The sequence below is a fragment of the Shewanella avicenniae genome, from assembly GCF_017354945.1.
Taxonomy (GTDB): domain Bacteria; phylum Pseudomonadota; class Gammaproteobacteria; order Enterobacterales; family Shewanellaceae; genus Shewanella; species Shewanella avicenniae.
Genome location: NZ_CP071503.1, coordinates 3,319,912 through 3,345,760, shown reverse-complemented (window position 1 = coordinate 3,345,760; position 25,849 = coordinate 3,319,912). Strand labels below are relative to the sequence as shown.

Genomic DNA, 25,849 nt, shown 5'->3' with positions numbered 1-25,849 from the left:
AATTAGTTGAAAGGATTTTACTCATGAGTCGCTCGCCCTATCAGCGTTATAGCTGGCAATCTGATATTTTTGAAACTGCAAACAATGACATTGAACGCTTTATGGCGTTGTTAAACGAGGAGTGTCAGCGACTTAACTTGCAGCAACGAGTATTAGGTAAAGTTGAAGGGCAGCCGATTATGATGCTGCAATCCCCCAATGCTTCTGCTGGCTTACCATCTATTCTCATTAGCGCTGGCTTCCACGGCGAAGAAGCTGCCGGTCCATGGGGAATGCTGCATTTTCTTTCTAGTGTGTCACCCGAGCTGTTCGAGCGGGTTAATTTAACCCTGTTGCCGCTGAATAATCCCACTGGCTTTATCAAAGGTCACCGCTTTAATATCTTTGGCGAAAACCCAAATCGCGGTTATCTCGCGGGCGTGGATGACGCTAAGCCAACCGTTGAAGGTAAAATCTTGCTGGAGCATGGGCAGTTGATCCAAGCTGCCAGTAAAGATGGCATTTTGACCTGTCACGAAGATGTACTGCAAACCCGCACCTATCTTTACTCGTTTGAACCACGGCAGCAGCCTGGCAAGTTCAGCCAGCAGCTACTGGGTGCTTTGTCAGAGTATTTTGATGTTGCTCAGGATGACGATATTGACGGTTGCCCGGTGGAAAATGGGTTTATCTTCAATCACTTTGATAGCTCATTTGAAGCTTGGCTGGTGCGCAGTGGTGCCAAAGTCGGCGCCTGTAGCGAAACACCGGCAACGCAAAATTTTGACCGCCGTATTTTGGCAAATAGTGCGGTAATGCAACGTTTCGTGGACTACATTCAAGCGCAGTGATATCTCGCTATCAATTTTGACTACTGCTGTTTGGCCTTGCTGCGCTAATGCTGTCGCAGTAAGGCCTGTCTGCTTGCGTCTGCTGCTCAATTTGCACATCGATTGGCATCATAGCCTTGTTAGGGCAGCGTGCTAACCGCCTTATTTTGCGAAATATGTCGCCCTCGCTATGGCTTTACAAATACCCACACTGACCTAAGATGCTAGTAAAGGAACTTTTGATTTAAGCCGTTGCTATGACATTTGAGGTCAAGATTGCCACGCTCAACCTGTTTAACTATGCCGAGCCGCCGCTGGCATACCATGAGTTTGATAGCATCTACACTCAAGCACAGTGGCAGTTAAAACAGCAGTGGTTATCCGATTGGGTCAACGTAGTACAGCCGCAATTGCTTGGCATGCAGGAGGTATTTAGCCCCGATGCTCTGCAAGCGCAACTGGCTACGCATGGCTTTTCTCATTTTGCGAAAGCAGGTGAACCTTCAATTGAGGGCTATGTCGCCAATCAAAGTGTGGTGATGTTAGCCAGCCAGTTTCCTATCCTTGAATCCGCCTATGTTCCGCTTGATTTCACTTTGGCAGCCCGCTTTGGTGTGAATGAAGAGTTCAGCCCAAGCCGTGAGATGCTGCGGGCAACGGTGATTTTGCCGGATCTCGGCACCACAGATATTTATGTCGTCCATCTCAAATCGCCACGCGCTATGCTCGATCATCAAGACGTTAATCTTGATGGTTACGGCGCAGCGCTGGCTGGCAGTGCCCTTGGGCGCTGGGCTTCAGTGGTCAAGCGCGGTACTGAAGCGATGTTGCTCTATCAAGCCATTATTGAGCGCAGAGGCCAAAGTGGCAATGCGGTGGTAGTGATGGGCGACTTTAACGCCACCATTGATAGCAGTGAGCTCCGTGGCTTGCTGACTGCTCCACATCAGCTGTACCGTGGCGATCTGCACGCCACCGGCTTGCTGGCGTTAACCGAACGGGAGCGGCTACGGCACTTACGCCACTTTCAGCTGCAAGATGCGCAAGCCATTGCTCAAGCCTGTGCGCCTGAGCATCAGCGGCGGGTAAGTCATTACCACGGTGCGCTCGGTTTCATCGTTGACCACATTTTGCTAAGCCAAGAATTTGATTGCCAACAGCAACATAGTCTCGGCTCTGTAAGCCAATACCAAATCTTCAATCAACACCTGATTAGCCCCCAACATCCCCACGATGATTACGCGAGTGATCACGCTCCCGTTTTGGTGAATATTAAATTAAGGTAATTCACTAATTAATATTTATTCAATGTATTAACTTTTTAAAATATGTGATCTACGGCTTTTTTAACTTCACACAAATATAAATATTTGTGAGCCAATATCACTTTTTTAAAAAAGTTTGCCTGCCGTTACAAATATCTTTTTATGCGTTAAATAAGGCTAAAAATATAAGCAATTGTGATGTTTGTCATCTCGTTTACTTTAATTACTTTAGTGTTTTTATATTTTTGAGCTGACTCACTAAAAGTCATTTGTCATATGTATTAAATTCGATAAAAATATTCTCATATTTAAATTCAATATTAAATTATGTTTTTCTTAAATCTAGTTTAATCAGTAAGTTAGGATATTTTTAAAGTTGGCACAGATACTGCCATATTGAGAATGCATAGATAAAAACTCAATTTTAAAGTTGAGATTAAATTAAAAATTACTGATTAAACGCAATAAGATTAAGTGGGGCGAATATGAGCAACTTAAAAAATACTACTGATTTAGAAAGACGTAATTTTCTCAAATTTACTGGTGCAGCAACAGCTGTTTCTGGATTAGCGTTAAGCGGTTTAAGTACTGCTCAAGCAGCTGAAGCTGTACCTGTTCCAAAAAGCTGGGACAAAACATTTGATGTGATCGTGGTCGGTAGTGGTTTTGCTGGGCTGTCTGCAGCGATTGAAGCAAAACGCGCAGGCGCAAACGTAGTTGTTTTAGAAAAAATGCCAGTCTTGGGCGGTAACTCCACCATCAACGGTGGCGGTATGTCAGCGATGGGCAGCGACCTGCAGAAAAAACTCGGTATCAAAGATACCAAAGAAGCGATGCTGGCGGATATGTACAAAGCCGGTCTTGGTCTGAACTATCCACAACAAGCTGAGATGGTGGTTGACAAGAGTAACGAAGCCTACGAATGGTGCCGTGATTACCTCGGCGTGCAATTCAAAGACACCATCGCTCAATTCGGTGGTCACTCTATCCCACGTACTCACACCACCTACAACCAATCTGGTTCAGGCATCGTGCAACCGATGATCGCCAAGTGCGAAGAGTTAGGTGTGGCGATTGAGAAGAAAGTCTACGTAAAACGCCTGATCGTTGATGGTGGTCGCGTAGTGGGTCTTGAAGTGATTCCACGCTACACCGAAGGCAAAGAAAGCTCTGACAAAGTGAAGTTCTACCAAGCAACCAAAGGTTTGGTGATGGCCAACGGTGGTTTCTCTGCTGACGTTGCATACCGCTCAACTCAAGATCCTCGTTTGACCAAAGAGCTGGCAACCACCAACCACTCTGGTGCTACTGCTGAATGTTTGAAAGAGATGATCCGTATCGGCGCTAACCCTGTGCAGTTGTCTTGGATCCAATTAGGCCCATGGGCATCACCTGAAGAGAAAGGCTTCGGTCTGGCACCTATCTTCGCTGCTTACGCTTCTTACACTCACGGCATCATGGTTGACCCTGCGACAGGTGAACGTTTCGTTAACGAACTGGCTGACCGTAAAGTGCGTGCTGACGCCATCATCAAGATTGGTAAACCAGGTATCTGCTTCTGTGACGAAGTGGGTATGCAACCAGCCAAACACGTGATGGGCAAACTGCTGGAACGCGAAGTGGTACATAAATTCGACACTCTGAAAGAACTGGCCGCGTTCTACAAAATTCCATACGACAAAATGCAAGCTCAGGTTGACCGCTACAACAGCTACGTGACAGCCGGTAAAGACCCTGAGTTCGATAAACCTTTCCAAATGGGTCAAAAGCCAATGAGCGTCGCACCTTACTACGCAGTGCGCTTCTGGCCTAAAGCACACCACACCATGGGTGGCGTGCAAATCGATACCCAAGCTCGCGTAGTGGATATCGAAACTGGCAAACCAATTCCAGGATTATTCGCAGCTGGTGAAAGCGCTGGTGGTACTCATGGCGCATGTCGCTTAGGTACTGTCGCGGTTCCTGACTGCATTGTGTTCGGTCGCATTGCCGGCCAAATGGCTGCTAAAGCCTAACAACCAACGGGATAGCCCAACATGGGGTTGGGTTATCCGAATTCGTTACTGGGGGAATGATATATGAAAACTCTAAACACAAAATTAACTGCGCTTGCTGCTTGCTGTGCACTGCCAATGATGTTTGCTGCTGCTAACGCTAATGCGTTCGACTTTGAAGTTGACGGCACCAAAGTTACCGTTGGTGGCTATGTTAAGATGATGATGAACTACGATACTAGCGGTATCCACACTGCACCATACAACGGTGACCTGTTCTGCCACTACTCAATCCCAGTAGATGGCACTCGTTATGCTGACTCAGATGACTTGGACTTCACTGCGCGTGAAAGCCGTTTGTTTGTAACCACTTCTAAAGAAACCGAATACGGTACTCTGACCAGCAAAATCGAAGGCGACTTCTTTGCTGACATCAACTCAGACGGCCCAACTTGGTCTAACAGCCACGGTTTCCGTATCCGTCACGCGTTCGTGCAGTTGAAAGACGGTAGCGATACTTACTTAGCGGGTCAAACATGGACTAACTTCATGGACTTCGCCAGCAGCATGCCAACTATGGACTTCTCTGCTGACCCAGGCTCACCATTCGTTCGTCAAGCTCAAGTTAAATACCAACACGATTTCCGTCCAGGACACAACATCTCTGTGAGCTTGGAAAACCCAACTATCGGTCTGTGCGCAGCTGGTCCTACTGTATACGCGAACTGCGGTGCAGACACTCAGGACAAAGTACCTGACATGATCGTGAAATACTTCTACGCCAACAAAACCTTCACCTTCTCTCCTCGCGCAGTACTGCGTCGTTTCGAAATCGATGGCCAATCAGCTTTCGGTTACGGTCTGGCAGCTGGTGCAAGCATGAATTTCGGTGCTGGTCATAAAGTAGTTATGAACGCTATGTATGGTGATGGTATCGGTCGTTACGCAGGCTTAGGCTTCAACACTGGTGCTGGTTTGGATGCTGACGGTGACGTAGCAACATTCAAATATGAAAGCATTAACGGTGGCGTGCAATTCAAAGCCACTGACAAACTGCTGGTCACTGTAGGTGCTGGTTATGCTCGTCAAGACGACGAAGACTACAAAGACGGTACTTTAGGTGGCGGCGCTACCAAGCACACTCTGGGTCTGCACAGCTACATCTATTACAACATGACCAAAGATCTGCAATACGCAGTAGGTATCACTAACGGCAGACTGACTATTCAAGATGGCCGTGAAGGTCAAATGACTCGTTACCAAGCTTACGTTAAATACGATTTCTAATTTGAGTTAAACAGTCTTGGAGGTCGGACATTATGACGAAATTGACCAGTAGTTTATTCGGTGTCGCCATGGTGCTTCTGTGTGCTAACGGAATGGCTAACACAATGAAACCCCACCATAAGGAAGCTGGGTTGAAATGTGACAGTTGCCATACCACCAAACCGTTTGATTATGTGGAGATGGACCAGTGTCTCACTTGCCATCAAACCCCAGAGAAGAAAACGGATTATCATGGCGCACCGGATAAGCATGATTCGCCACATTACGGGCCACAGCTTGAATGTGAGAATTGCCACCATGAACATGAGCAATCAGAGAACTATTGTAACAACTGTCATGAGTTCGACTTCAAAGTTCCCTAGAGCCTGATTGCGTCCATCAATGTGGGCTTAATATTCTCGACAATTCCCCCAGTGTTTTTGTCGAGAATATTCTTTTATTTCGACACCGTAGGCAGCAATTTCGCCGCCTGCGGTGTTTTTAGTTGAAAGCTATCACAGCTAGGAAAGCGCACTTTTGTTAAGCTAACCAATAACAAAAGTGGTTGTAAGGAATATGAGGTGCATACATCTGAGCTGGACTTAAGAGAGTTGCTGTCCTTTAAGCCACGCGGTGGTGCCATGAGTTTTCTTGGGCAGCGAATTTATCTCACCGATCTACTTTCCCACGGACTGCAGCGCATGGAACTTTGCCAAACGCTGGGGCCTGAAATCACCAAATCGATTGTGATCCGCACTGGCTTTGCTAAAGGTTGGTTGCTGGCCGAACGTATCAAACGGCAAATGCCGGAAGCATGGGCTGAAGCCAAAAAAGGCAAACTCGGGCCGTTACTTTGTTCGATGTACGGTTATGGCGAGGTGCTGAGTAGCCAACGTCGAGACGGTATCGAACAAAAGCCATTGGTAGAAAGCTATTTTGTTGGGCTCTACGAAGCGGAGCAGCACCTGCGTTTTCATGGGGAAAGTGACGAGGTTGTGTGTTGGGAACATATCGGCTTTGCGAGCGGTTATGTGTCCAATGTTGAAGGGCGCACCGTCTATTTTATGGAAGGTGAATGCCAAGCCAGAGGTGATCGTTTCTGCCATCTGTGGGGCAACTACGTTGAAGAATGGGATGATGAGATCAAACCCTTGTTGCCGTTCTACGACAACATCAGCAACGAATCGGTGGCCGCGCAATTAGGCAATATTCTGCGCTGGGATGAATGTTTGCCGCATAGTTTGCAAGCCAAAATCAAGGATAGCCTACGCGCCAGCACTGATGATGAAGGCTATCCAGTGTCAACCAGCTATGCCATGCGGCGTCTGCTGGATATGGCTGAAAACGTTGCCAAAGTGCCTACGTCGGTGTTGGTTACCGGCGAAAGTGGTGTGGGTAAAGAGAAGTTGGTGCGATATATCCACGACCAATCACCGCGCAGTGATAAACCCTTTATTGCCATTAACTGTGGTGCCTTGACCGAAACTCTGTTGGAAAATGAACTGTTCGGCCACAGCAAAGGCGCGTTTACCGGTGCTGACTCCACCAAAACCGGGCTGATTGAAAGCGCTGATGGTGGCACCCTGTTTTTAGATGAAGTGGGCGAGCTGTCGCCGTCGATGCAAGTCAAACTGTTGCGGGTACTGCAGGAGCGCGAGCTGCGTAAAGTGGGCGACAATACCACAGTAAAAGTGGATATTCGGGTCATTTCCGCCACCAACAAGAACTTAGAAAAGGCCGTAGAGGATGGTGAATTCCGCCAAGATCTCTACTATCGCTTGAAAGTGATCGAGCTGGTGGTTCCGCCACTGCGCGATCGCCGCGAAGATATTTTGCCGCTGTGTCGCTTCTTTCTAAATCGCTTTAATGAACTATTGGGTAAGAGCTTTACCGGCTTTAACCATCGCGCCGCCGATCTGCTGCTGAACTATCATTGGCCGGGCAATGTGCGAGAGCTAGTGAATGCCATTGAACGCGCCACTGTGTTGGGCACTGAGGCGCAGATCCAGCCGGATGATTTGCCGCGGGAAATCCGCGAAGTAACCGCGACGTCGACTGCTGCTGATGGTATTCGCGCGCTGCATGATGTGGAACGCGACTACATCCTGAGTGTGGTGGAAAAGCTCAACAACAATAAGAGCCTTGTCGCGGATCGCTTGGGCATGAGTGTGGCCACCTTGTACCGCAAGTTAAAAGAGTATGGCCAAAGTGATGAGGAACATGGTCACGACCATTAAAGTGAGCATTGCCCTGCATCATTACTGACATTTCAAAGCGACCGAAAGGTCGCTTTTTGTATTTTTGAACAAGCTGGATAACCCGCTGCATTTTGTAAGTCGAGTGGATGAGAGCTAGATCACAACTCAAATTTGGCGGCATGAATCGCCACCGTGTGCGATACGCTAAGGTTAAGGCTTTTGTTTATCAAAACTGTTAGAAATTTTTTGTAATATTCTGATTTAAAACAATTAAATTAATATTATTAAAGCGCTTATAAGTTACAAAAGTACGACTTAGTTTCAATGTAACCCGCCCCAACTTTCCATTTTTACGCTGTTGTTATACTCGCCTCGAAAGCTGAAGGAGGGGAGTAGCACTCGCTTAAATAGCCTGCTAACTCACCTAAGAAATACCCCAGCATTTGTGCATGCGGACACAGACACAAATGCAACACCTCAAACGACTATGAGGTTTGTTAACGGGGTTTTCAACCGGATTCTGAGAGTGTTCAGGCAAAAAAATGAACTCCACCTGAATCACTCGTGAGCAATTAGGAATACGAGCCACAAGGCTCGCTGGAACACCGAATTTTACATCCTGCTGGAGGGTTGATTGTGAAAACGATAACCACAGATATAGCGGTCATTGGCGCGGGTGGTGCCGGATTACGTGCAGCGATTGCTGCCGCCGAAGCGAACCCAACACTGAACATCGCACTGATTTCCAAAGTTTACCCAATGCGTTCTCACACTGTTGCAGCCGAAGGTGGCTCCGCGGCAGTGGTTAAAGAAGAGGACAGCCTCGACAACCACTTCAACGACACAGTAGCCGGCGGTGACTGGTTGTGTGAGCAGGACGTAGTTGAATACTTCGTTAAAAACTCCACTCGCGAAATGATCCAAATGGAGCTGTGGGGTTGTCCATGGAGCCGCAAAGAAAACGGCGAAGTGAACGTGCGCCGTTTCGGCGGTATGAAAATCGAACGTACTTGGTTCGCGGCCGACAAAACCGGCTTCCATATGCTGCACACCCTGTTCCAAACCTCAATGAAGTATCAAAGCATTGTGCGTTACGATGAATACTTCCTGCTGGACTTGGTCGTAGTTGAAGGCGAAGTACAAGGTGCTATCGCAGTTTCTATGGCTGAAGGCGAGCTGGTGTGCTTCAAAGCCAAATCAGTGATTCTGGCCACCGGCGGTGCGGGTCGAGTATATCACTTCAACACCAACGGCGGCATCGTAACCGGTGACGGCATGGCGATCGCTTATCGTCACGGTGTACCACTGCGTGATATGGAATTTGTGCAATATCACCCAACAGGTCTGCCTGGCACAGGTATTTTGATGACTGAAGGCTGCCGCGGTGAAGGCGGTATCATGGTCAACAAAAACGGTTACCGTTACCTGCAAGACTATGGCCTCGGCCCTGAAACGCCAGTTGGCCAGCCACAAAACAAATATATGGAACTCGGTCCTCGTGACAAAGTTTCACAAGCCTTCTGGCACGAGCAACGCAAAGGCAACACCATCAAACATCCACTGGGTGATGTGGTGCACTTGGACTTGCGTCATCTGGGTGCTGACTATCTGCACGAACGTCTGCCATTCATTTGTGAATTGGCCAAAGCGTACGTCAACGTTGACCCAGTAAAAGAGCCAATCCCGATTCGTCCAACTGCGCACTACACCATGGGCGGTCTGGAAACTGACCAAAACACTGAAACCTGTATTAAAGGTCTGTTCGCGGTCGGTGAATGTTCATCTGTTGGTCTGCACGGTGCTAACCGTCTGGGTTCTAACTCACTGGCTGAGCTGGTGGTATTTGGCCGCCTAGCGGGTGAAACCGCAGTGCAACGTGCCGCTGAGTTTAAAGGTTGGAACGGCGCGGCATTTGAAGAGCAAACCCAAGCCGTTGAAGCCCGTATTGACGCACTGCTGGCGCAAAAAGGCACCGAAAACTGGTCTACCATCCGCACTGAAATGTGCATGAGCATGGAAGAAGGCTGTGGTATCTACCGTGACGAAGCTGGCATGCAAGCGACCGTAGATAAACTGGCTGAACTGCGTGCCCGTTACAAAAACATCGAAATAACAGACAAGAGCAAAGTGTTCAACACTGACTTGCTGTACGCGATTGAACTGGGATTTGGTTTGGATGTGGCAGAAGCGATGGCGCACTCTGCCATAAACCGTAAAGAGTCTCGCGGCGCACACCAACGTCTGGACGAAGGTTGCACCGAGCGTAACGACAAAGATTACCTGAAGCACTCGCTGGCGATTTACCAAGGCGACTGCGCACCAGCCATCAAATATGGCGATGTGAAAATCACTAAATCTCAACCTAAAGCACGTCTCTACGGTGATGCTGCCAAACAACAGGAGAACGCGTAATGGATAAGTTGCAAACTGTTAACGTCCTTCGTTACGACCCAGCCAAAGATGACGAGCCGTATTTAGAAGCGTTCAAAGTGCCAGCCAATGACACTACCTCGGTACAAGATGCATTGGCGTATATCAAAGATAACTTAGACAAATCATTGTCTTACCGTTGGTCTTGCCGCATGGCGATCTGTGGTTCTTGCGGTGTGATGGTAAACAAAGTACCTAAGCTGGCTTGTAAAACCTTCCTGCGTGATTACCCAGAAGGTATGACACTGGAGCCGCTGGATAACTTCGCTATCGAAAAAGACTTGGTGGTTGATAAAACCCCATTCTTAGAACGTTTGGAAGCGATCAAGCCTTACATCATAGGTAACGATCGTAAGCCTGAAGACGGCACTAACCTGCAAACCCCAGCGCAGATGGCGAAATACAAGCAGTTCGCTGGTTGTATCAACTGCGGCCTGTGTTACGCAGCGTGTCCTCAGTTTGGTTTGAACCCAGAGTTCATCGGCCCAGCAGCACTGACCTTGGCACACCGTTACAACTTGGATAACCGTGACCATGGTAAGAAAGAGCGTATGAAGCTTATCAACGGTGATAACGGCGCTTGGGGTTGTACCTTTGTAGGTTATTGCTCAGAAGTTTGTCCAAAACACGTTGACCCAGCCGCCGCTGTTAACCAAAGCAAAGTGGAATCTACCAAAGACTTCCTGATTGCCATGTTGAAACCTTAGGAGACACATAAGATGCAAAACCGTAAACCTTATGTCCGTCCGATTCACCGCACTTGGTGGGCTGAGACAAGCCGTTTCAGTTTCTACATGGTGCGTGAGTTGACCATCATTCCATTGATTTTGTTCACTTTGAACCTGTTGGTGGGTTTGTACTCACTGACCGATGGCAAAGCGGCATGGGAAAGCTGGGTAGCTTTCTCTGCCAGCCCAATCGTGCTGGTGGTAAACCTGCTGGCGCTGGCTGGCGCGCTGTATCACGCGAAGACCTTCTTCAGCATGATGCCGCAAGTTATGCCAATCAAAGTTGGGGCAAAGCCTGTGTCTAAAGGCATCGTTGTGGCGGTGCAATGGGCTGTGGTTCTGGCGTTTTCTACCGCTGTTATGTTGCTGGTTTAATAGGAGTTCATCATGCTTAACTATTCTCCAAAACGTTCTGATGAGCCTATCTGGTGGAGCCTGTTTGGTGCCGGTGGTGTGTGGTTCGCTATCGTTACCCCAATCACTGTATTGCTGATGGGCCTGTTGCTGCCATTGCACGGTTTAGGTCTGGTTGACCTGAACTACGACAAGTTGCTGGCCTTTGTGGATAGCCCAATTGGCGCGATCTTCACAGTGTTGTCACTGTCACTGCCAATGTGGCACGCCATGCACCGTGTACACCACGGTCTGCATGACCTGAAATTCCACGTCGGCGCTGTCGGTAAGTACCTGTGCTATTTCGTTGCCTTTGTGGTGACTGTATTAGCCGCAATATGGGTGCTTGACCTATTCTAAGTCCCTGATGGGGTGTTTGGCGGCTATCTGCTTGTGAGTGAGCAGGCCAAAAAACGCCCCTATTTAGTTACGTTAGCTATAGTTAATTCATGCCTATGCTATGCTTGGCGCTCAAAAATTTAAGGGTGTAAGGCTCATACATTGATGATTAATTCAGCTGTTCTAGCGAAAATTTCAGATATGCTGTCGTTTAATAAAAAACGACCAATGAAATTAAAGCGGCACTTCATCACCAGTATTTTGTTAGCAACCGCATGGATGCTGACGCTTATGTCCTTCACTGTGTTCCACCTGCTTAAAACCACCCACGACGACAGCCTGAAACAACGTAGTTTGGAAATGGCCAGCATTGTGGCACTTGACCCCGTCGTCATTAACGCCGTGCAAGAAGCCAATCAGCATTCCGGCGTCAATATCCGTCCTTATATCGAAAGCTTACGCGCCAATACCGAAGTCACCTTTATTGTGGTGGTGAACCAGTACGCCATTCGTTTAAGTCACCCAGACCCCGATAAAGTGGGGCAAAAATTTGTCGGTGAAGACTTAATTCCCGTCTTAGAAAGTGGCGTTAAGCACAGCAACTACGCCGTTGGTTCGCTCGGTAAAGCGATCCGCAGTTTTGCGCCAGTGATTGTCGATGGCAAAGTGGTTGGCGCGGTGTGTGTCGGCATTCTTAACGAAGAAGTGGCGCACTTGTTTATTAAGCAGCACTCCAACCTGTTAATCGTGGTGATTATGGTGCTGCTGATGGCGATCATGCTGATTGTGACCTTGATGTCGAAGCTGAATCGCACCATGAAAGACCTTGAGCCTGAGCTTGTGGTCAACATGTTGATTGAACATGACCGCATCTTTAATGCGATTCGTGACCCGATTCTGTCGGTCGATAACACGCTGAATATCACCGCCATAAACGACATTGCCACTAAAATCATGGCAATGGGCAGCATGGGCAAGAAGGATTTCCTCAATCAGCCGCTGTCGCGTTTTTCTAACTCGCTGAGTCAGATCGTAAAAGCGGGTACTGGCCATGAATTTACCGGCACCATTAAGCTCGGCAAACTCGATTATCGAGTGTGTATCTACCCGCTGCAAAGTGGGCAGGAACATCACGGCTTTGTGATTATTTTCCTGTCGGATATGGAACTGAATGAGCTGAAAAAAGAGCTGATTTATTACAAAAATTACGCCGAATTACTGCGCAGTAAAACCCATGAATATTCCAATAAACTCAATGTGTTGAGCGGTATGTTGCAGCTGCAGCATTACGATGATGCGATTGAGTTTATCGACCGTGAGAGTAAAGGCCATCAACGGATCATTGGCAACATCGTCCGTTCAATTCAGAACAGTACTGTGGCCTCGCTGCTGCTGGCCAAATACAACAAGGCCGCCGAGTTGGGGGTCAAGTACCTGCTCGATGAAGACAATATTCTCAAAGACTACAGCAAGCCAGTTTCTGAAAAATTGGCCACAATTTTAGCTAACCTTATTGATAACGGCATTCTTGCTGCGTGTAACAACAAGCATAACGCTGCGCCTATGGTGCAGATCTATGTGAGCGACCGCAGCCAGCATGTTATCCTTGAAGTACAGGACAGCGGCGCCGGCATTGCTCCGGAAATCGCCGACAACATTCTTGAATTTGGTGTCAGCAGTAAAGACGAACAGGAACAAACTGGGGTCGGTTTGTATCTGGTCAATGAACTGGTGAGTCAGTTGAACGGCAGTATCGACTGGGAACGCACCGAGGACAATACTACCCTGTTCTCCATCTACCTTGATAAAGGCGAAATCAAGCGCTATGAAGAAGAAAGTCACTACCATGATTATTGAGGATGATCCGAGAGCGAGCTACGCTCTTGAATCAACCATTAACCAGCACACCGACTTCGAAGTGGTCGCGGTCAGCGAAACTTATGCTGACGCATTGATGCAGTTTGAACTGTATAAACCACAGTTGGTGTTTGTGGACATCACCCTGCCAGATGGAAGTGGCCTAGACGTTATTCAAAAACTGCGTCGCGATGGGGCGAACTGTTATTTCATTATGACCACCGCCGAGCGTGATGCGAACACCGTAGAACATGCGGTGCAGCTGGGGATCAGCGATTATTTGGTGAAACCCGTACGCATGTCGCGGGTGCGCCAAGCGTTGGATGACTACAAACTGTATCGTCAAAAACTGGCCTGCCACGACACGGTAGACCAAGGCGCGATTGACCTGATTTTAGGCAAGCGCAGCACCAATGCCCCAGTGCGTAAAACGCCAAAAGGGATTGATGCCACTACGCTGGAATCGCTGAAGATGATCCTCAAAGAGGAACAGCTGACCGATTTCTCGGTGGATGATATGAGCGAACGCATGAACGTCAGCCGCATCACCGTACGCCGTTATCTGGAATATCTGGAGGCAGAAGGCGTGGTCAAAATGGTGTTGAACTACAAGACCGGTGGTCGTCCGCGTCGTTTGTACCAGTTGACCGATATCAGCTTACTCGACTAAGCACTTGTTTAAGTAAAGCGTCATTTGCGCTGATTAATAAAAATCCCTCGTCAATCGCGAGGGATTTTTTATATTCTAAAACAAATACTTATTTGCGATGCAAATGCACATCGCGCTGCGGGAACGGAATAGTGATGTTCTCTTCATCAAAGCGCATTTTCACTGCGCGAGTAATATCCCAATACACATCCCAATAATCATCGGGTGCCACCCACGGGCGTACGATAAAGTCGACCGATGAGTCGTTGAGCAGATGCAGTTTTACCCTTGGTTCTGGGTCTTGCAGCACTTTCGGATGGTTGCTGACAATCTCTTGCAGCACGCGCTCAGCCTTTTCAATATCGTCGCTATAACCAATGCCAAAGGTCATATCCACTCGGCGATGATGCTCGGCGGTAATGTTGTTGATGGTATCGCCCCAAATCTTATTATTCGGCACGATTAAACGTTGGTTATCCAAGGTCTTAATAGTGGTAGACACTAAGCTCATATGGCTCACGCGTCCAGTCACCCCAGCAGCGTTTATCAGGTCGCCCACATCGTACGGGCGATAGATCAAAATCATCATCCCCGAGGCGAAGTTCGACAAGGTATCTTGCAGCGCAAAACCGATAATCACACCCGCGATACCGAAACCAGCCAGCAATGGCCCCAGCTCAAAGCCAAGTTGCGACAGGGCGATCAGCAGGCCGATGGTCATCACCACCTTGCCCGAAAGTCCGGTAAAGAAGTCTTGCAGCAGCATGCTGAAATTGAGCTTAGAGTTGCTTACCGCTTTACGCACTATCCGCTCAGCCAGTTTGGCGAGCAACTGGGCACAGAACAAAATCACCAGGAAGATAAACAGCTTAAACATCAGGTTCGGGCCGTTATCGACGATGCCGCTTTCTGCTACAGCGAGCCAGTTTTGCAACAGCTGCGAAATAAAGCTGACGTTAAACACGTCTTGTGTGATGTCGCCAGAGACTGAAAATAGGCTCTGCTTTAACGCAATGGTATCGGTACCGAGCGCATCCAGCAGGGTGATATCTGTACTCAATGCCGTGCTGTTGTTGCCTAAACGCTCTTTGAGAATACTCAGCTGCGCCCGTTGCTCGCTGCTGGCATCTTTACCTGCGCCATTGATATCGTCCACCAGTTCGGCTATCTGCTGCTGGTTATAGGCCACTAAACTTTGCAGTTCATTGGCTTGCTGCTGGATCTGCTGTTGCAAGGTTTGGCGTGGTGATTCTGTGTTGGCATTGAGCTTATCTTCCCAGTTCAGCAGCTCCAATTGTCCCCGAAAGATCTCGGCTTTTTCCACGCTACGGCGCGACAACTGCAGCATCAACGCAGGGTCATTGTCGCCGCCAAGCTCACCCGCTGTATGGGCGACTTCTTTATCGAGATAATGCACAAACTCCTGCAAACGTAGATGTTGCTGCTGTACCAGCGGCAACAGTTGTTCCGCAGGCAGGGTGTTGGCATCTAGCTGCTCCTTCAGCTTATTGCGCAGCGCTTGTGCCTGCGCCTTGATGCGGTATTCAGTGACCGCTTTCAGTTCGCCTTTGCTGATTTGGATTTGAGCAATGCTCTGCATCATCGCCCGTTGCAGTTGGGCTAATTCGGCGCTGCTGGTATCTGTAGCCGGTGCTTCAGCCGCAAACAGTGCGCTGCTAAAACAGAGCGTCAGCGCCAATAGAAGTGATTTGTACATGGGAGTTCCGTTCTCGGTTGCAGGCCAATAATGCATAAGGCCTTGGGCAATCTGCCACGATTGCGGTTCGGGTGGCGGCTCGATTGACCACTGAAAACCGTTAAAGGTGGCGGTTGCCGATAATGTAGCGCAACCACCGCATGATAAACACCTTTAGTTACAGCCCGCTATGATATTGGCCTTGGGTGGTGGGCGATAGGGCGTGGCTAAGTTGCTCAATTGCTACTTCACGCTGCTGGTGATTTAGCAGCGCGGCAAACTGTGCAATCAATGCCGCTTTGGTCAGCGTGCAGCGAGTGGCGGTCTCCACATCGCTTAAGTCGATAAATAGTTCAGTGAACATATCCGCATGTTCTTCTAATAACGCCAGATTCAAATAATGCTCGGCGCTGTAAATAGCATTGTGTTGTCCGGCTAATTTGGCGATGCGGTACTGTTCACCATTTTCATTGACCAAGTCGGTCGTTTTGCTGCAGCGTGGCAGGCAACCCTTATTAATTTTCTGTTTGCGACAGCCCAAAGTTTGTTGGAACAAGCACTGGCGGCTAGTGAGCAGCGCCAGCGGTTGGTACAGCATGTAGGCTAAGCGGAAATTGGCCGGGCGCTTAATATGTTTCAGTTGAAACCCCGCAATTTCATTGGAGATAAACGCGCCGCTGGCGGCAAACTCCTGCTGCAAGCAGGCGAGGGCATAGGAGTTACTGGTATTTAGCTGCGGGCCCGCCAGCCAGTGCAGCTGTAATTGCTGCGCGGCGTAGCCCACACCACTGTTGTTAGTGACCAATAACTCAGGGCGCAGAATTTCCAGCAACTTGATGGCGGCATCATAGTTGTCATCAATCAATACCGCCGGAAACCACGGCCGCAGCTGCGAATATTGCTGCAACAGGCTGAGCGTGGCGTCGAAATCTCGCGCCAGCGATGCGGGTACTTGCCAGTAAAAATGCACATTAGCCAGCGCAGGATTTTGCAGCAGCGCCAGATCGTCTTTATTGGACAGCAGCACCGACAAACTCGGCGCAGTATCGCACGGATGATCCATGAGTTTATGTAGATGCACATCCGCAATTTTACGTGGGGTTGGCGGAGTGACGGGCTCGGCTAAGAGTTCGCTTACTGCGGCATCGACCTTGGCCATAATCGCGGTATTTTCATCATAGACACGCACTTTAATGCGTTGCTTTTCTGCTTCATCGTTCACCGCGGCTAAGTTAGCAAAGTGCTCAGCGGCGTGATTGCGCGGATTATCGATAAACATGCCGCGCTGAATGTCTGCGTTTAAATAGCCGGTAGAAAAATCGCGGTTAAACACTGTGTACAGCGGTGTGGTATCGGTCAGTAGCTCGCCCGTTTGCTCATAGCTATCAAGCTGTTTACGCCACTGCTGCACCACGGTATAGACGTAATGCGGTTTCTTAATCCGGCCTTCCACCTTAAGCGAATAGACTCCTGCATCGACCAATTTGGGCAGCTCCAAATAGGCGCAGTTATCTTTCATATTCAGTGGATGTTTTACCCCGACTGCAGTGGTTTGGTAGGTGTCGCGACATGGCTGACTGCAACGGCCACGGTTGCCCGACGCGCCATTGCGCAGCGAACTCATATAACACAAGCCAGAAAAACCGATGCAGTAGGAGCCGTGGACAAACACTTCCATTTTCACATCATGCTGCCAGCCAAACTGCGCCAAGGGCTTAATCTCGTCGATACTCAGCTCGCGTGAAAGATTGACCCGGCTGCAACCCAGTTGTTTCAGCAGCAAGATCTGGCCGCGGTTGTGGCTATTTAGCTGTGTGGACGCATGCAAGTCCAGCATGGGGTAATACTGTTTCAGCAGGTAGGCGAGGCCGAGGTCTTGAATGATGACTCCATCGATCTCTATCCGCATCAGTTGGTTGAGCAGCTTTACCACCGCATTGAGCTCGCTTTCCAGTAGCATGATATTGAGGGTGACAAAGATTTTGCAGTGGTGCTGATGTGCCAGCGGCAGCACAGCTTTGAGCTGCTCCAAGCTAAGATTTTCAGCGCGATTACGCGCATTAAAGCGGCCCAAACCGCAATAAATGGCATCGGCACCAGCGGCAATGGCGGCATGAATGGAGGCAAGATCGCCGCCTGGGGCTAACAACTCAAACTGACTGGTCACAAGGCAAACCAAAACTACTTAAACGACCGCTAATTTTAGCGCGTGTTGCATGAAAGGAAGGCGATCCACCACACGTTCGTGCCAAGCGCTGAGCCGCCAAATCGATAACTGCTCAGTTATTGGTCATCTATTAAGCTGCTGCCAGCGGGCAAGAGTCGCATCTTGTTGGCAAACCACTTACCATTTGCGGCAGAGTGAATTGGATGAAAACGCTGAATGGCTAAACCGAATAAGAAAGGCCAGACGCAAACCGTTGATATCTACTGCGCTAAGTGCAAAGCGCCGCTGTACAAATACCGCAAGGGCGGCAAAGGCGCGTTAGTGAAATGCTTTATTGAGCGGATTGTGGAAGACCACACCAACACGCCCTGTACCTGTCCAGAGTGCGGCCAAGTGTTTGCCCGTGAGAGTTTAATTCGCGGCACACCGGCCTACAAAATGGTCGGTGGCAAGGCCCTGATGAAATAGCACTTATGAAATAGCCCTGATGAAACAAATTACGCTGATTGGTTTGCGCTGCTGCTATTGCCAACGCGGCAGGCCGCAGCGTGTAATTAGCCAGTAAATAACGACCACACATCGTAGCGGATGAGCTAACAGTTTGATTTATTTGATGGTGGCTCTCAAGCGTTACTGCTTTTTCGGCTGCATCGCCTCCGCCAGCTCCTTGGCTTGTTTGAAGCATTCTTGCTGCTTCTTCTCGCTGCTGAGGCTGGCACAGCCATCTGGAAGCGCGCTGGTTGTCGGAGCTTTGGGGCCATATATGGCTTTGTTGATCTCTGGGCTATAAACCTCTTCGGCGACAGCTTTGTTTACCGCATATTCTGCCACTGAGTAGAGGCAATCGGCATTGTGGCATGGCCGCGCTTGGCTTTGGATACAACCACTGAGCATGCCGATGAGGCTTAATCCTAAGCCGCGTAAGATTATACTGCGGCTAAGCCGACAGCTGCCTGCTGATAATGGATAAGACATTGTTATTTCCTTAAAAATGCTGTTGCTGCCACCACCGATTATTGCTGTGTGCGGTGGCTATTGATGGATTCGCTCAGCGCGTCAGCCTGCGCATAGCATTGTTGCTGCTTGTTACCTGTCAGTTTACTGCAACCGTCTGCTGCTCGATCGCGTGTGACACTGGCTTTATAAGCAGCGGTCCCGATCGCCAACGGCACTGCCACCGCCGCACAGGCGGGGCCACTACAGCCCGAGGGATAGACGGTGGTACAGCCGCCCAGTATTAAGCAGGTAATGAACATCGCACTGCCCAGTGGTATTCGTTGGGCGAATTGACGGTTGCTGGTGAATTGCATGTGATATTCCCTTATCCATTGCACAATTTATCGTGTGCCATTATTGCACTTACCACACAATAAGCGAAACGCACTGTCACTGCACTACTGGTGAGGAGATTCTGTGACTTGAATGGTGCGTTAATCACCCACGCGATGTTAACTGTGCCTGCGGCTAAGCTCTTTATCGCCTAACCCGCGCGCGGCATCCTGCAGTTTCTCCGGTGGCATGCTACACTTCGCCGCCGATTTTATGGCTAAATTCGCCGTAAATTGCTAGCCACCTGTCACCAACCGCAGCCACAGAGAGCAACGCCAGTGTCAAAACTCAAACCTGACGTGACCATATTACAATCCGGCATTTTTAGTCAGTGGGATGAAGACAGCAAAGAGCTGCCCAAATTCCTGCAAGCCACCGTGCACATCCCCGCCGAGTTAGATATTGAGTTTGGTTTTGTTGCCCGTATTCGCAAAGCCAAAAATCAGTTGATGCGCTACTGCATCTACCATCCAGATATCACCAATGACGACGGTGAGGTGTTGGCTCCCTTTGATGGTGAAGTGTTTATTGAATCCAACGATTGGAAGTTCTTTCTCGGCGATACCATTTGGGCACCACTCGCCAATAAAGTCGGCCGCTGGCGCATGACGCTAGAAATTCGCGGCCAAGTCGTCGCCGAGCAAAGTTTTAAAGTGCACTACCGTGATGAAGAAGAACAGATCGGTAACTTTTGGAAACGAAGAGGGTTTTAGGTTGCGCAACTTGTTGTTGCGCTTGGTTTAGGTCGAATGGCTTGCAGCCATTTCAAGCTACGCTTGGCAAAGTCGTGAGCTTTCGCGCTCACACTACGAGACAAGGGGGCTGTTCAGCCTAGCCCCCTTGTCGATTCCCTTGCTGCCCCACGGCGCGAAACGCTACGGTGCTTCTGGTTTGTCATCTGCGCAAATCGCTCTGATTCGCGGTCCATCGCTCGGCGCTGCTTCGAGGTATCGACGTACAGGATGTACTAATGCCGTGGAGCACATGGATGTGCGGGAACGGCGAATATCTCGATTGCTTGATGCCTGCCCAACGCCCCTTCGCCGCGCCGAAGGGGGAATCGGTGTTGTCTGCAATTTCAGTGTGTTAAGTGAAGCTAAATTGGTGGCTGTCCTTTTTATATTGTCACTGGTTCATCTGTGCTGGGAATTCTCGGCGTACTTCTGTAAGAACATTGGTGTTGTTAGCTCTCTAAAGCACGTTTGGTTGGTCGTTTTGGCTAATGCCTCGATTGCTTGATGCTTGCCCAACGCTCCCACGCCGCGCCGAAGGGGAAATTGGCGTAGTCTGAATGTCTCAGGTTTCATGCAATAGCGATATGCTTTATTGCGCTAAAGCATCAGCCGTTAATTTTTAACGTGAGCTTGTGGGCACTCCAACTCAGCATGTGAGTTTTCATACGCCTTTCTAATCTCTTCTGGCATATCTTGCGGTTGAATATGCTTCATGCGCGCTTCAGTGTTTTCTGCCACCGCTTGGGTGTAATACCAGGCTTTAAATTTGAGTAAGTCTTGCACACGGTTGAGTTCGGCTATCTCGGCCTGAACCACAGCTAATTTATCAACAAACATATTGCGCCGTTCAATCAGCGTGTCATCTCCCTCATGGCACCAGTCGATAAAGGTGCGAATGTCTTTCAAAGACATACCCGCTTTTTTCAGGTATTCGATAACGCGAATGCTTTCAAGATCGTTTTGGCAAAACGAACGCACGCCGGATTCGCTGCGTTTGAGATTGGGAAACAAGCCTTGCTGATCGTAGTACCGCAGTGTCGGCACCGTCAGTTGAAACATGTTTGACACTTCACCAATGGAATACATGACTGAATTTCCCCAATGTAAATTTACGCTTGACCTAAAGTCGACTTTAGGGGGTAGATTATTACGCAGCTGCTTAAGAAAGAACAAGCTACCAAGACATTTTAGAAACGGAGAAACCTGAACGTGGATAATCAAGCATTGGAATTAACCCAAGAGTGGGATAAGACGTTTCCACTGAGCGAGAACGTGAAACACCGCAAAATCACTTTTCACAACCGCTATGGTATTACGCTTGCTGCTGACTTGTACGAACCCAAAGAAGCCTCTGGCAAATTAGCCGCTATCGCCGTCTCTGGCCCCTTTGGTGCGGTAAAAGAGCAATCATCAGGCTTGTATGCGCAAACCATGGCGGAAAAAGGCTTTTTGACCATCGCGTTTGACCCGTCTTACACCGGCGAAAGCGGTGGCCTGCCACGATATGTAGCGTCGCCAGACATTAACACCGAAGACTTTTCTGCCGCCGTCGATTTTCTTTCCACTTTAGATAATGTTGATGCGGATAAAATCGGCGTCATCGGTATCTGCGGTTGGGGTGGCATGGCGCTGAACGCAGCCGCGATGGACCCACGCATTAAAGCGACTGTTACATCAACTATGTACGATATGTCGCGCGTTACAGCCAACGGCTATTTTGATTCAATGAGCGCCGATGATCGCTATGAAATGCGCAAAAAGCTGAATGCGCAGCGCATTGAAGATTATAAAAATGGCACCTATGCCTTGGCTGGTGGTGTGCCGGATGAGCTGCCAGACGATGTGCCATTCTTCGTCAAAGATTACTTTGACTACTACAAAACCGACCGTGGCTATCACCAACGTTCGTTAAACTCCAACAAAGGTTGGAATGTGACTTCACCACTGTCGTTTGCCAATATGCCACTGCTGCAGTACAGCGATGAAATCCGCAACGCGGTGCTGATGATTCACGGTGAAAAAGCGCACTCTTGTTACTTCAGTAAAGAGGCCTTTACCAAACTGACCGGTGACAACAAAGAGCTGCTGATCATTCCAGATGCGGTGCATACTGATCTGTATGACGATAAGAACATTATTCCATTTGCCAAACTGGAAGCATTCTTCACTGAGTATCTGAAATAACGCTTTGCCTCAGCTTGCAGTGATGCTGCATGCTTGAAGCAAAACACCTAAGCAAAAGCCCTTAACAGAGGGCTTTTTGTTTCGCGCTATACGCGTACTTATAGCGTGTCGATGCGGTATTTGTGCTGCTTGAAAGTTACTACTTTTATCTGTCCAGCAGGCTGTTGCCTGCATGATTTATGCGCTAAATCGCCTGCGGCGGGCTTATGCACAGACGATCCAGTGACACGCTGTGAATATGTCCCTATACGCTCGGCCTCGCCATCCATGGCTCGGACGGTCACTGGTTCATCTGTGCCGGGAATTCTCGGCGTACTCCTGTAAATACAGTGCTGTTCTCCGCTTTCTAAAGCACGTTTGGTTAATCGTTTTGGCGAATGCCCGATTGCTTGATGCCTGCCCAACGCACCAACGCGGCGCCGAAGGGGATTTATGCCGCTTGAAAGTTACGACTTTCATCTGTCCAGTAGCTGTTGCCTGCATTATTTATGCGCTAAATCGCCTGCAGCGGGCTTATGCACACGCATCCTTGTGGCACGCTGTGAATCCATCCGTGGAAGCTCGACGCCAGCATCCATGCTGGCGACGGCCACAAGTCCGCATGTGCTGGGAATTCTTGGCGTACTCCTGTAAGACCTGTGCTGTTATTAGCTTTCTAAAACACGCTTAGTTGGTTGTTTTGGTGAATACCTCGATTGCTCAATAGCTGCACAACGCGCCAGTGCCGCGCTAAAAGGGGAATCGGCGTTGCTTGTTAGTTTTGGCAATTTTTTTGGACAAAGCGTGTTGATACGACGGTGGTATCGGATGAAGTTCGATAAAAATTATGGGTTAACGCCTTGCTAAGCGGCGAGCGCTAGCGAGTCCATGGAGGCCGTCTTTTGGCCGGAACGATGCTTGAGCAACTTGTTATGTGTTTCTTTGAAGAGCACAGCTCCAACCGTCATATTCAAGATCGTAGATTGCCGCAATACAAGTCATTAAACCAGAAACCGAGTTAAGGACATTCTGGGTGGTAGGCATATGGATAACCACTTTTATACAGTGATGACCATCATGCTCAGAGTAGCTAGCTTCACCGTAGCAATTATCATTGATGAAACTTGTAACAAGCTCCCCTTTAGCTTGATCATTAGCATATAGAAGAAAATCGACATCTCGCGAAATAGAGAAAACATCTCCTTTCTGAGCATTTCCTTCTAATAGCTGTGAGTCTTGATATGCATTATCAAGAAGGGCCTCTACTACACTACTCATCGATTCTCCTTTGACACATAACGCCCAAAGCAGCGGCGAGCGTTAGCGAGTCCAGCCCACGCGTTTTTTGCGTGGGCGATGCTGCCTTTGTTTGTGTACGCCCAGCATGGGCATGAACTAATGAGGTGAAAGTCCTCTGTAGGAAGGTCACCGTTCGATAACATGCTGTTATTAAACGTTAACTACTAGCGAATGGCAAGGGCTTACCCGTGAGGGGCGGTCTGAAGGAAGCCGCTAGCAAATTTGCGAGCTGATGAACAAGAACATCATATGAGGCGTAGGCTGAAGGTGAGTTGGCACAAGACGACGAAACCACGTGATCTAACGGCCACCGTAAATGATGCAGCAGTGCAAAGAAAGTTCATGTCCTTATCTGGGGAGATCTGCTTAGCATGCGATCGGTCATTAACCAGTAAGGCTCTGGTCTACAAGTGTCTTGGCTTTTCAATTTCATCGACTGGAAAGAGCGAATTAGATGAAAACCGATAGCGCATGACGGGGCAACTCGGCATGTGATTAAGCAGAAGTCAGCAGACGGCATAGTAGCCCAACGCCTATCGTAATGGATGGGATATGGTGAAGGCCTGAACATTTAGAAGAAGGAGGAGTCTTGCCAAACTTGTCGATACCCACTACGTCGACAGACGATTACTATCAACAGCGTATTAGCCAGCAACCAGCCTTCAGCAGCAATCTATTTCAGCAACTACTCGAACCTGAGAATCTACACCGAGCTTGGCGACAAGTGAAAGCCAATAATGGCGCGGCGGGCATTGATGGCATGACCATCGAATCCTTCCCGCGCTGGATGCAACAAGGCGGCTGGCAACAGTGTAAATCTCAGCTTGAGCGAGGAGAATATCAACCCTCAGCGGTCAGGCGTGTAGAGATCGATAAATCCGATGGCGGTAAACGCAAATTGGGGATCCCTACCGTGATTGATCGTGTGATACAACAAGCAATCGCTCAAATACTCACGCCGTTGTTTGACCCTCACTTTTCAGTGAATAGCTTCGGCTTTAGGCCGAACAGAAACGCCCAACAGGCGGTACTACAAGTCAGGGATATCATCAAACAGAAACGCAAATTTGCCGTTGATGTTGATCTGTCCAAGTTCTTTGACCGCGTCAACCACGATCTGTTGATGACTCAGTTAAGGAGTAAGGTGCAGGATAAGCGTCTGCTGGCGCTTATTGGCAAATACCTACGAGCGGGCGTCATGGTCAACGACCAATTTGAAGCAAGCTTCGAAGGTGTACCTCAGGGCGGCCCACTCTCACCATTACTATCAAATATCATGCTGGATAGTTTGGATAAAGAACTGGAAAGTCGAGGACATCACTTCGCCCGCTACGCTGATGACTTTATCATCTTGGTGAAGTCTCAACGGGCGGGAGAACGTGTTCTCAAGAGTATTACTCATTATCTTGGTACGAAGCTAAAACTGATCGTTAACGAGCATAAAAGCCAAGTGGTTAAGGTAGGCCAAAGCAAATTCCTTGGTTTCACCTTTAACCGAGGAAAGATCCAATGGCATGCCAACACGTTGCATGTTTTCAAACAAAAGATACGACGACTGACGAACCGCAATTGGGGAGTCAGTATGAGCTATCAACTGTTTAAACTGCGGCAATATATGCAAGGTTGGATCAATTACTTTGGCATAGCCAACGCTTATCAAGGGTGCGTCGATTTAGACCACTGGATCCGTCGCCGAGTGCGTATGTGCTTCTGGCGTCAGTGGCGAAAACCACGGACTAAGGTGCAAAACCTACTGAAACGAGGTGTCAGGATCCAAGCAGCCGTTGCTTGTGGGCTCACAAGTAAAGGCCCTTGGCGTAGCTCGAAAACGCCAGGCATACAGCAAGCGCTGAGTAACGAATATCTGACGAACGCAGGATTGTATTCACTAAGAGATGGATGGAGTTCTGTTCATTATCCTAGCCAAATAACAGGTTAGGTGTTCTAGATGAACCGCCCTGTGCGGAGCCGCATGCAGGGTGGTGTGGGGGCTGGAGGCTAGATACCTCCGGCTACCCGATTATGAATTTAGCCATTCCAGACACCCCAACCATCCAGGTAGCCATTTACTTTAGCTGTACGTTCGGCGAGAGCTTTCTCGAAAGCCACTATATTTTCGTAAGTAACCATCATAATAGGGACTAGCTCAAGTTCCATACCACCTTTTTCGCTTGGCCTAGTTTCTATATTTTTGAACTGTTGCCCACGCTTCCAGTCAGTTGCATATTGCCTTGCTACAAGATCAGCCTCTTCCTCGGTTGCGTAGATAGCATAAAAATCTACTGGGTGCTCAATAGAGAAATCAAAATTATCTTCTTCTAATCTTCTGAAGACATCTCCATTCACGTCATCAGGATACATAGTGCTCTCTCGAATCTAGGTGATTCATAACAGTATATTAGACGACATGATGTCGTAATTTCACACAGCACAATGTCGCTTTTTATCAGATATTATTGCTTAATCTATGCTCATATCTTATTGAACACAATAGATAATTATCCCACTTTCGAGCTGGTTGACTGAATGAAAA

23 protein-coding genes are annotated in these 25,849 nt (G+C 48.7%); 16 read left to right on the top strand and 7 right to left on the bottom strand.

The genetic code is table 11. From position 1 onward, the window contains the following. Window positions 1-23 precede the first annotated feature (23 nt). From JYB87_RS14795 to JYB87_RS14740, 12 genes are all read left to right on the top strand, one after another. Window positions 24-830 (top strand): N-acetyl-ornithine deacetylase, encoded by an 807-nt coding sequence (locus JYB87_RS14795; protein WP_207354228.1) that lies wholly within the window; start codon window positions 24-26, stop codon window positions 828-830. 236 nt (window positions 831-1,066) lie between these two features. After that, entirely contained in the window at window positions 1,067-2,095 is a 1,029-nt protein-coding gene (locus JYB87_RS14790) for an endonuclease/exonuclease/phosphatase family protein (RefSeq protein WP_207354227.1), read from the top strand. Window positions 2,096-2,559: 464 nt separating this feature from the next. Then, the gene (locus tag JYB87_RS14785; RefSeq protein WP_207354226.1) at window positions 2,560-4,089 is read left to right on the top strand and encodes a flavocytochrome c; all 1,530 of its coding nucleotides are present in this window, start codon (window positions 2,560-2,562) and stop codon (window positions 4,087-4,089) included. Window positions 4,090-4,152: 63 nt separating this feature from the next. Beyond that, the gene (locus tag JYB87_RS14780) at window positions 4,153-5,355 is read left to right on the top strand and encodes a DcaP family trimeric outer membrane transporter (RefSeq protein ID WP_207354225.1); all 1,203 of its coding nucleotides are present in this window, start codon (window positions 4,153-4,155) and stop codon (window positions 5,353-5,355) included. A 32-nt stretch (window positions 5,356-5,387) separates the two neighbouring features. Beyond that, window positions 5,388-5,717, top strand: a complete 330-nt coding sequence (locus JYB87_RS14775) for a cytochrome c3 family protein (protein ID WP_207354224.1) — start codon at window positions 5,388-5,390, stop codon at window positions 5,715-5,717. A 198-nt stretch (window positions 5,718-5,915) separates the two neighbouring features. After that, window positions 5,916-7,571 (top strand): sigma-54-dependent Fis family transcriptional regulator, encoded by a 1,656-nt coding sequence (locus JYB87_RS14770; RefSeq protein ID WP_207354223.1) that lies wholly within the window; start codon window positions 5,916-5,918, stop codon window positions 7,569-7,571. 597 nt (window positions 7,572-8,168) lie between these two features. Then, a complete protein-coding gene (gene frdA / locus JYB87_RS14765; RefSeq protein WP_207354222.1) occupies window positions 8,169-9,944 on the top strand; it encodes a fumarate reductase (quinol) flavoprotein subunit in 1,776 nt (591 codons plus the stop codon). After that, complete coding sequence (locus JYB87_RS14760) at window positions 9,944-10,669, top strand: succinate dehydrogenase/fumarate reductase iron-sulfur subunit (RefSeq protein WP_037442675.1); 726 nt, start codon at window positions 9,944-9,946, stop codon at window positions 10,667-10,669. The genes frdA and JYB87_RS14760 overlap by 1 nt, the downstream gene beginning before the upstream one ends. A 12-nt stretch (window positions 10,670-10,681) precedes the next feature. After that, window positions 10,682-11,065, top strand: a complete 384-nt coding sequence (gene frdC, locus JYB87_RS14755; RefSeq protein ID WP_037442673.1) for a fumarate reductase subunit FrdC — start codon at window positions 10,682-10,684, stop codon at window positions 11,063-11,065. Between the two features lie 12 nt (window positions 11,066-11,077). Then, window positions 11,078-11,443: a fumarate reductase subunit FrdD gene (frdD, locus tag JYB87_RS14750; protein ID WP_207354221.1), complete on the top strand. Its 366-nt coding sequence runs from the start codon at window positions 11,078-11,080 to the stop codon at window positions 11,441-11,443. Window positions 11,444-11,650: 207 nt separating this feature from the next. Further along, window positions 11,651-13,279 (top strand): ATP-binding protein, encoded by a 1,629-nt coding sequence (locus tag JYB87_RS14745; protein WP_228729881.1) that lies wholly within the window; start codon window positions 11,651-11,653, stop codon window positions 13,277-13,279. Then, window positions 13,248-13,949, top strand: a complete 702-nt coding sequence (locus tag JYB87_RS14740) for a response regulator (RefSeq protein WP_228729880.1) — start codon at window positions 13,248-13,250, stop codon at window positions 13,947-13,949. Before JYB87_RS14745 ends, JYB87_RS14740 begins: the two co-directional genes overlap by 32 nt. An 88-nt stretch (window positions 13,950-14,037) precedes the next feature. Here the strand turns inward: JYB87_RS14740 and JYB87_RS14735 are convergent, their stop codons facing one another. Both JYB87_RS14735 and JYB87_RS14730 read right to left on the bottom strand, forming a co-directional pair. Continuing rightward, complete coding sequence (locus JYB87_RS14735) at window positions 14,038-15,645, bottom strand: mechanosensitive ion channel family protein (protein ID WP_207354220.1); 1,608 nt, start codon at window positions 15,643-15,645, stop codon at window positions 14,038-14,040. Window positions 15,646-15,802: 157 nt separating this feature from the next. Beyond that, on the bottom strand, window positions 15,803-17,791 hold the full coding sequence (locus tag JYB87_RS14730; protein WP_207354219.1) for a peptidase U32 family protein: 1,989 nt from the start codon (window positions 17,789-17,791) through the stop codon (window positions 15,803-15,805). A gap of 216 nt (window positions 17,792-18,007) precedes the next feature. Between JYB87_RS14730 and JYB87_RS14725 the strand changes: the two genes are divergently transcribed. Beyond that, on the top strand, window positions 18,008-18,259 hold the full coding sequence (locus JYB87_RS14725) for a hypothetical protein (RefSeq protein ID WP_207354218.1): 252 nt from the start codon (window positions 18,008-18,010) through the stop codon (window positions 18,257-18,259). A gap of 162 nt (window positions 18,260-18,421) precedes the next feature. Here JYB87_RS14725 and JYB87_RS14720 read toward each other — a convergent pair whose 3' ends face one another. Next, window positions 18,422-18,766, bottom strand: a complete 345-nt coding sequence (locus JYB87_RS14720; RefSeq protein ID WP_207354217.1) for a hypothetical protein — start codon at window positions 18,764-18,766, stop codon at window positions 18,422-18,424. Between the two features lie 38 nt (window positions 18,767-18,804). Beyond that, window positions 18,805-19,101 (bottom strand): hypothetical protein, encoded by a 297-nt coding sequence (locus JYB87_RS14715; protein WP_207354216.1) that lies wholly within the window; start codon window positions 19,099-19,101, stop codon window positions 18,805-18,807. Between the two features lie 297 nt (window positions 19,102-19,398). Here JYB87_RS14715 and JYB87_RS14710 point away from each other — a divergent pair, with 297 nt between their 5' ends. Next, on the top strand, window positions 19,399-19,833 hold the full coding sequence (locus JYB87_RS14710) for a DUF3859 domain-containing protein (protein WP_207354215.1): 435 nt from the start codon (window positions 19,399-19,401) through the stop codon (window positions 19,831-19,833). Between the two features lie 633 nt (window positions 19,834-20,466). Here JYB87_RS14710 and JYB87_RS14705 read toward each other — a convergent pair. After that, a complete protein-coding gene (locus JYB87_RS14705; protein WP_207354214.1) occupies window positions 20,467-20,940 on the bottom strand; it encodes a MerR family transcriptional regulator in 474 nt (157 codons plus the stop codon). Window positions 20,941-21,063: 123 nt separating this feature from the next. Here JYB87_RS14705 and JYB87_RS14700 point away from each other — a divergent pair, with 123 nt between their 5' ends. Continuing rightward, window positions 21,064-22,038 (top strand): alpha/beta hydrolase, encoded by a 975-nt coding sequence (locus JYB87_RS14700; protein WP_207354213.1) that lies wholly within the window; start codon window positions 21,064-21,066, stop codon window positions 22,036-22,038. A gap of 909 nt (window positions 22,039-22,947) precedes the next feature. Here the strand turns inward: JYB87_RS14700 and JYB87_RS14695 are convergent. Continuing rightward, the gene (locus tag JYB87_RS14695) at window positions 22,948-23,295 is read right to left on the bottom strand and encodes a ribonuclease E inhibitor RraB (protein ID WP_207354212.1); all 348 of its coding nucleotides are present in this window, start codon (window positions 23,293-23,295) and stop codon (window positions 22,948-22,950) included. 610 nt (window positions 23,296-23,905) lie between these two features. On the opposite strand from JYB87_RS14695, the gene ltrA reads away from it, so the two are divergent. Beyond that, window positions 23,906-25,255, top strand: a complete 1,350-nt coding sequence (gene ltrA / locus JYB87_RS14690; RefSeq protein ID WP_207354211.1) for a group II intron reverse transcriptase/maturase — start codon at window positions 23,906-23,908, stop codon at window positions 25,253-25,255. An 89-nt stretch (window positions 25,256-25,344) separates the two neighbouring features. Here the strand turns inward: ltrA and JYB87_RS14685 are convergent, their stop codons facing one another. Continuing rightward, window positions 25,345-25,677: a ribonuclease E inhibitor RraB gene (locus JYB87_RS14685; RefSeq protein WP_207354210.1), complete on the bottom strand. Its 333-nt coding sequence runs from the start codon at window positions 25,675-25,677 to the stop codon at window positions 25,345-25,347. Between the last annotated feature and the right edge of the window lie 172 nt (window positions 25,678-25,849).

What these genes read in the sequence shown, in the direction of transcription:
- JYB87_RS14795 (WP_207354228.1), top strand. Translation starts at nt 24, where the DNA reads ATGAGTCGCTCGCCCTATCAGCGTTATAGCTGGCAATCTGATATTTTT.
- JYB87_RS14790 (WP_207354227.1), top strand. Translation starts at nt 1,067, where the DNA reads ATGACATTTGAGGTCAAGATTGCCACGCTCAACCTGTTTAACTATGCC.
- JYB87_RS14785 (WP_207354226.1), top strand. Translation starts at nt 2,560, where the DNA reads ATGAGCAACTTAAAAAATACTACTGATTTAGAAAGACGTAATTTTCTC.
- JYB87_RS14780 (WP_207354225.1), top strand. Translation starts at nt 4,153, where the DNA reads ATGAAAACTCTAAACACAAAATTAACTGCGCTTGCTGCTTGCTGTGCA.
- JYB87_RS14775 (WP_207354224.1), top strand. Translation starts at nt 5,388, where the DNA reads ATGACGAAATTGACCAGTAGTTTATTCGGTGTCGCCATGGTGCTTCTG.
- JYB87_RS14760 (WP_037442675.1), top strand. Translation starts at nt 9,944, where the DNA reads ATGGATAAGTTGCAAACTGTTAACGTCCTTCGTTACGACCCAGCCAAA.
- frdC (WP_037442673.1), top strand. Translation starts at nt 10,682, where the DNA reads ATGCAAAACCGTAAACCTTATGTCCGTCCGATTCACCGCACTTGGTGG.
- frdD (WP_207354221.1), top strand. Translation starts at nt 11,078, where the DNA reads ATGCTTAACTATTCTCCAAAACGTTCTGATGAGCCTATCTGGTGGAGC.
- JYB87_RS14745 (WP_228729881.1), top strand. Translation starts at nt 11,651, where the DNA reads ATGAAATTAAAGCGGCACTTCATCACCAGTATTTTGTTAGCAACCGCA.
- JYB87_RS14740 (WP_228729880.1), top strand. Translation starts at nt 13,248, where the DNA reads ATGAAGAAGAAAGTCACTACCATGATTATTGAGGATGATCCGAGAGCG.
- JYB87_RS14735 (WP_207354220.1), bottom strand. Translation starts at nt 15,645, where the DNA reads ATGTACAAATCACTTCTATTGGCGCTGACGCTCTGTTTTAGCAGCGCA.
- JYB87_RS14725 (WP_207354218.1), top strand. Translation starts at nt 18,008, where the DNA reads ATGGCTAAACCGAATAAGAAAGGCCAGACGCAAACCGTTGATATCTAC.
- JYB87_RS14720 (WP_207354217.1), bottom strand. Translation starts at nt 18,766, where the DNA reads ATGTCTTATCCATTATCAGCAGGCAGCTGTCGGCTTAGCCGCAGTATA.
- JYB87_RS14715 (WP_207354216.1), bottom strand. Translation starts at nt 19,101, where the DNA reads ATGCAATTCACCAGCAACCGTCAATTCGCCCAACGAATACCACTGGGC.
- JYB87_RS14705 (WP_207354214.1), bottom strand. Translation starts at nt 20,940, where the DNA reads ATGTATTCCATTGGTGAAGTGTCAAACATGTTTCAACTGACGGTGCCG.
- JYB87_RS14695 (WP_207354212.1), bottom strand. Translation starts at nt 23,295, where the DNA reads ATGAGTAGTGTAGTAGAGGCCCTTCTTGATAATGCATATCAAGACTCA.
- JYB87_RS14685 (WP_207354210.1), bottom strand. Translation starts at nt 25,677, where the DNA reads ATGTATCCTGATGACGTGAATGGAGATGTCTTCAGAAGATTAGAAGAA.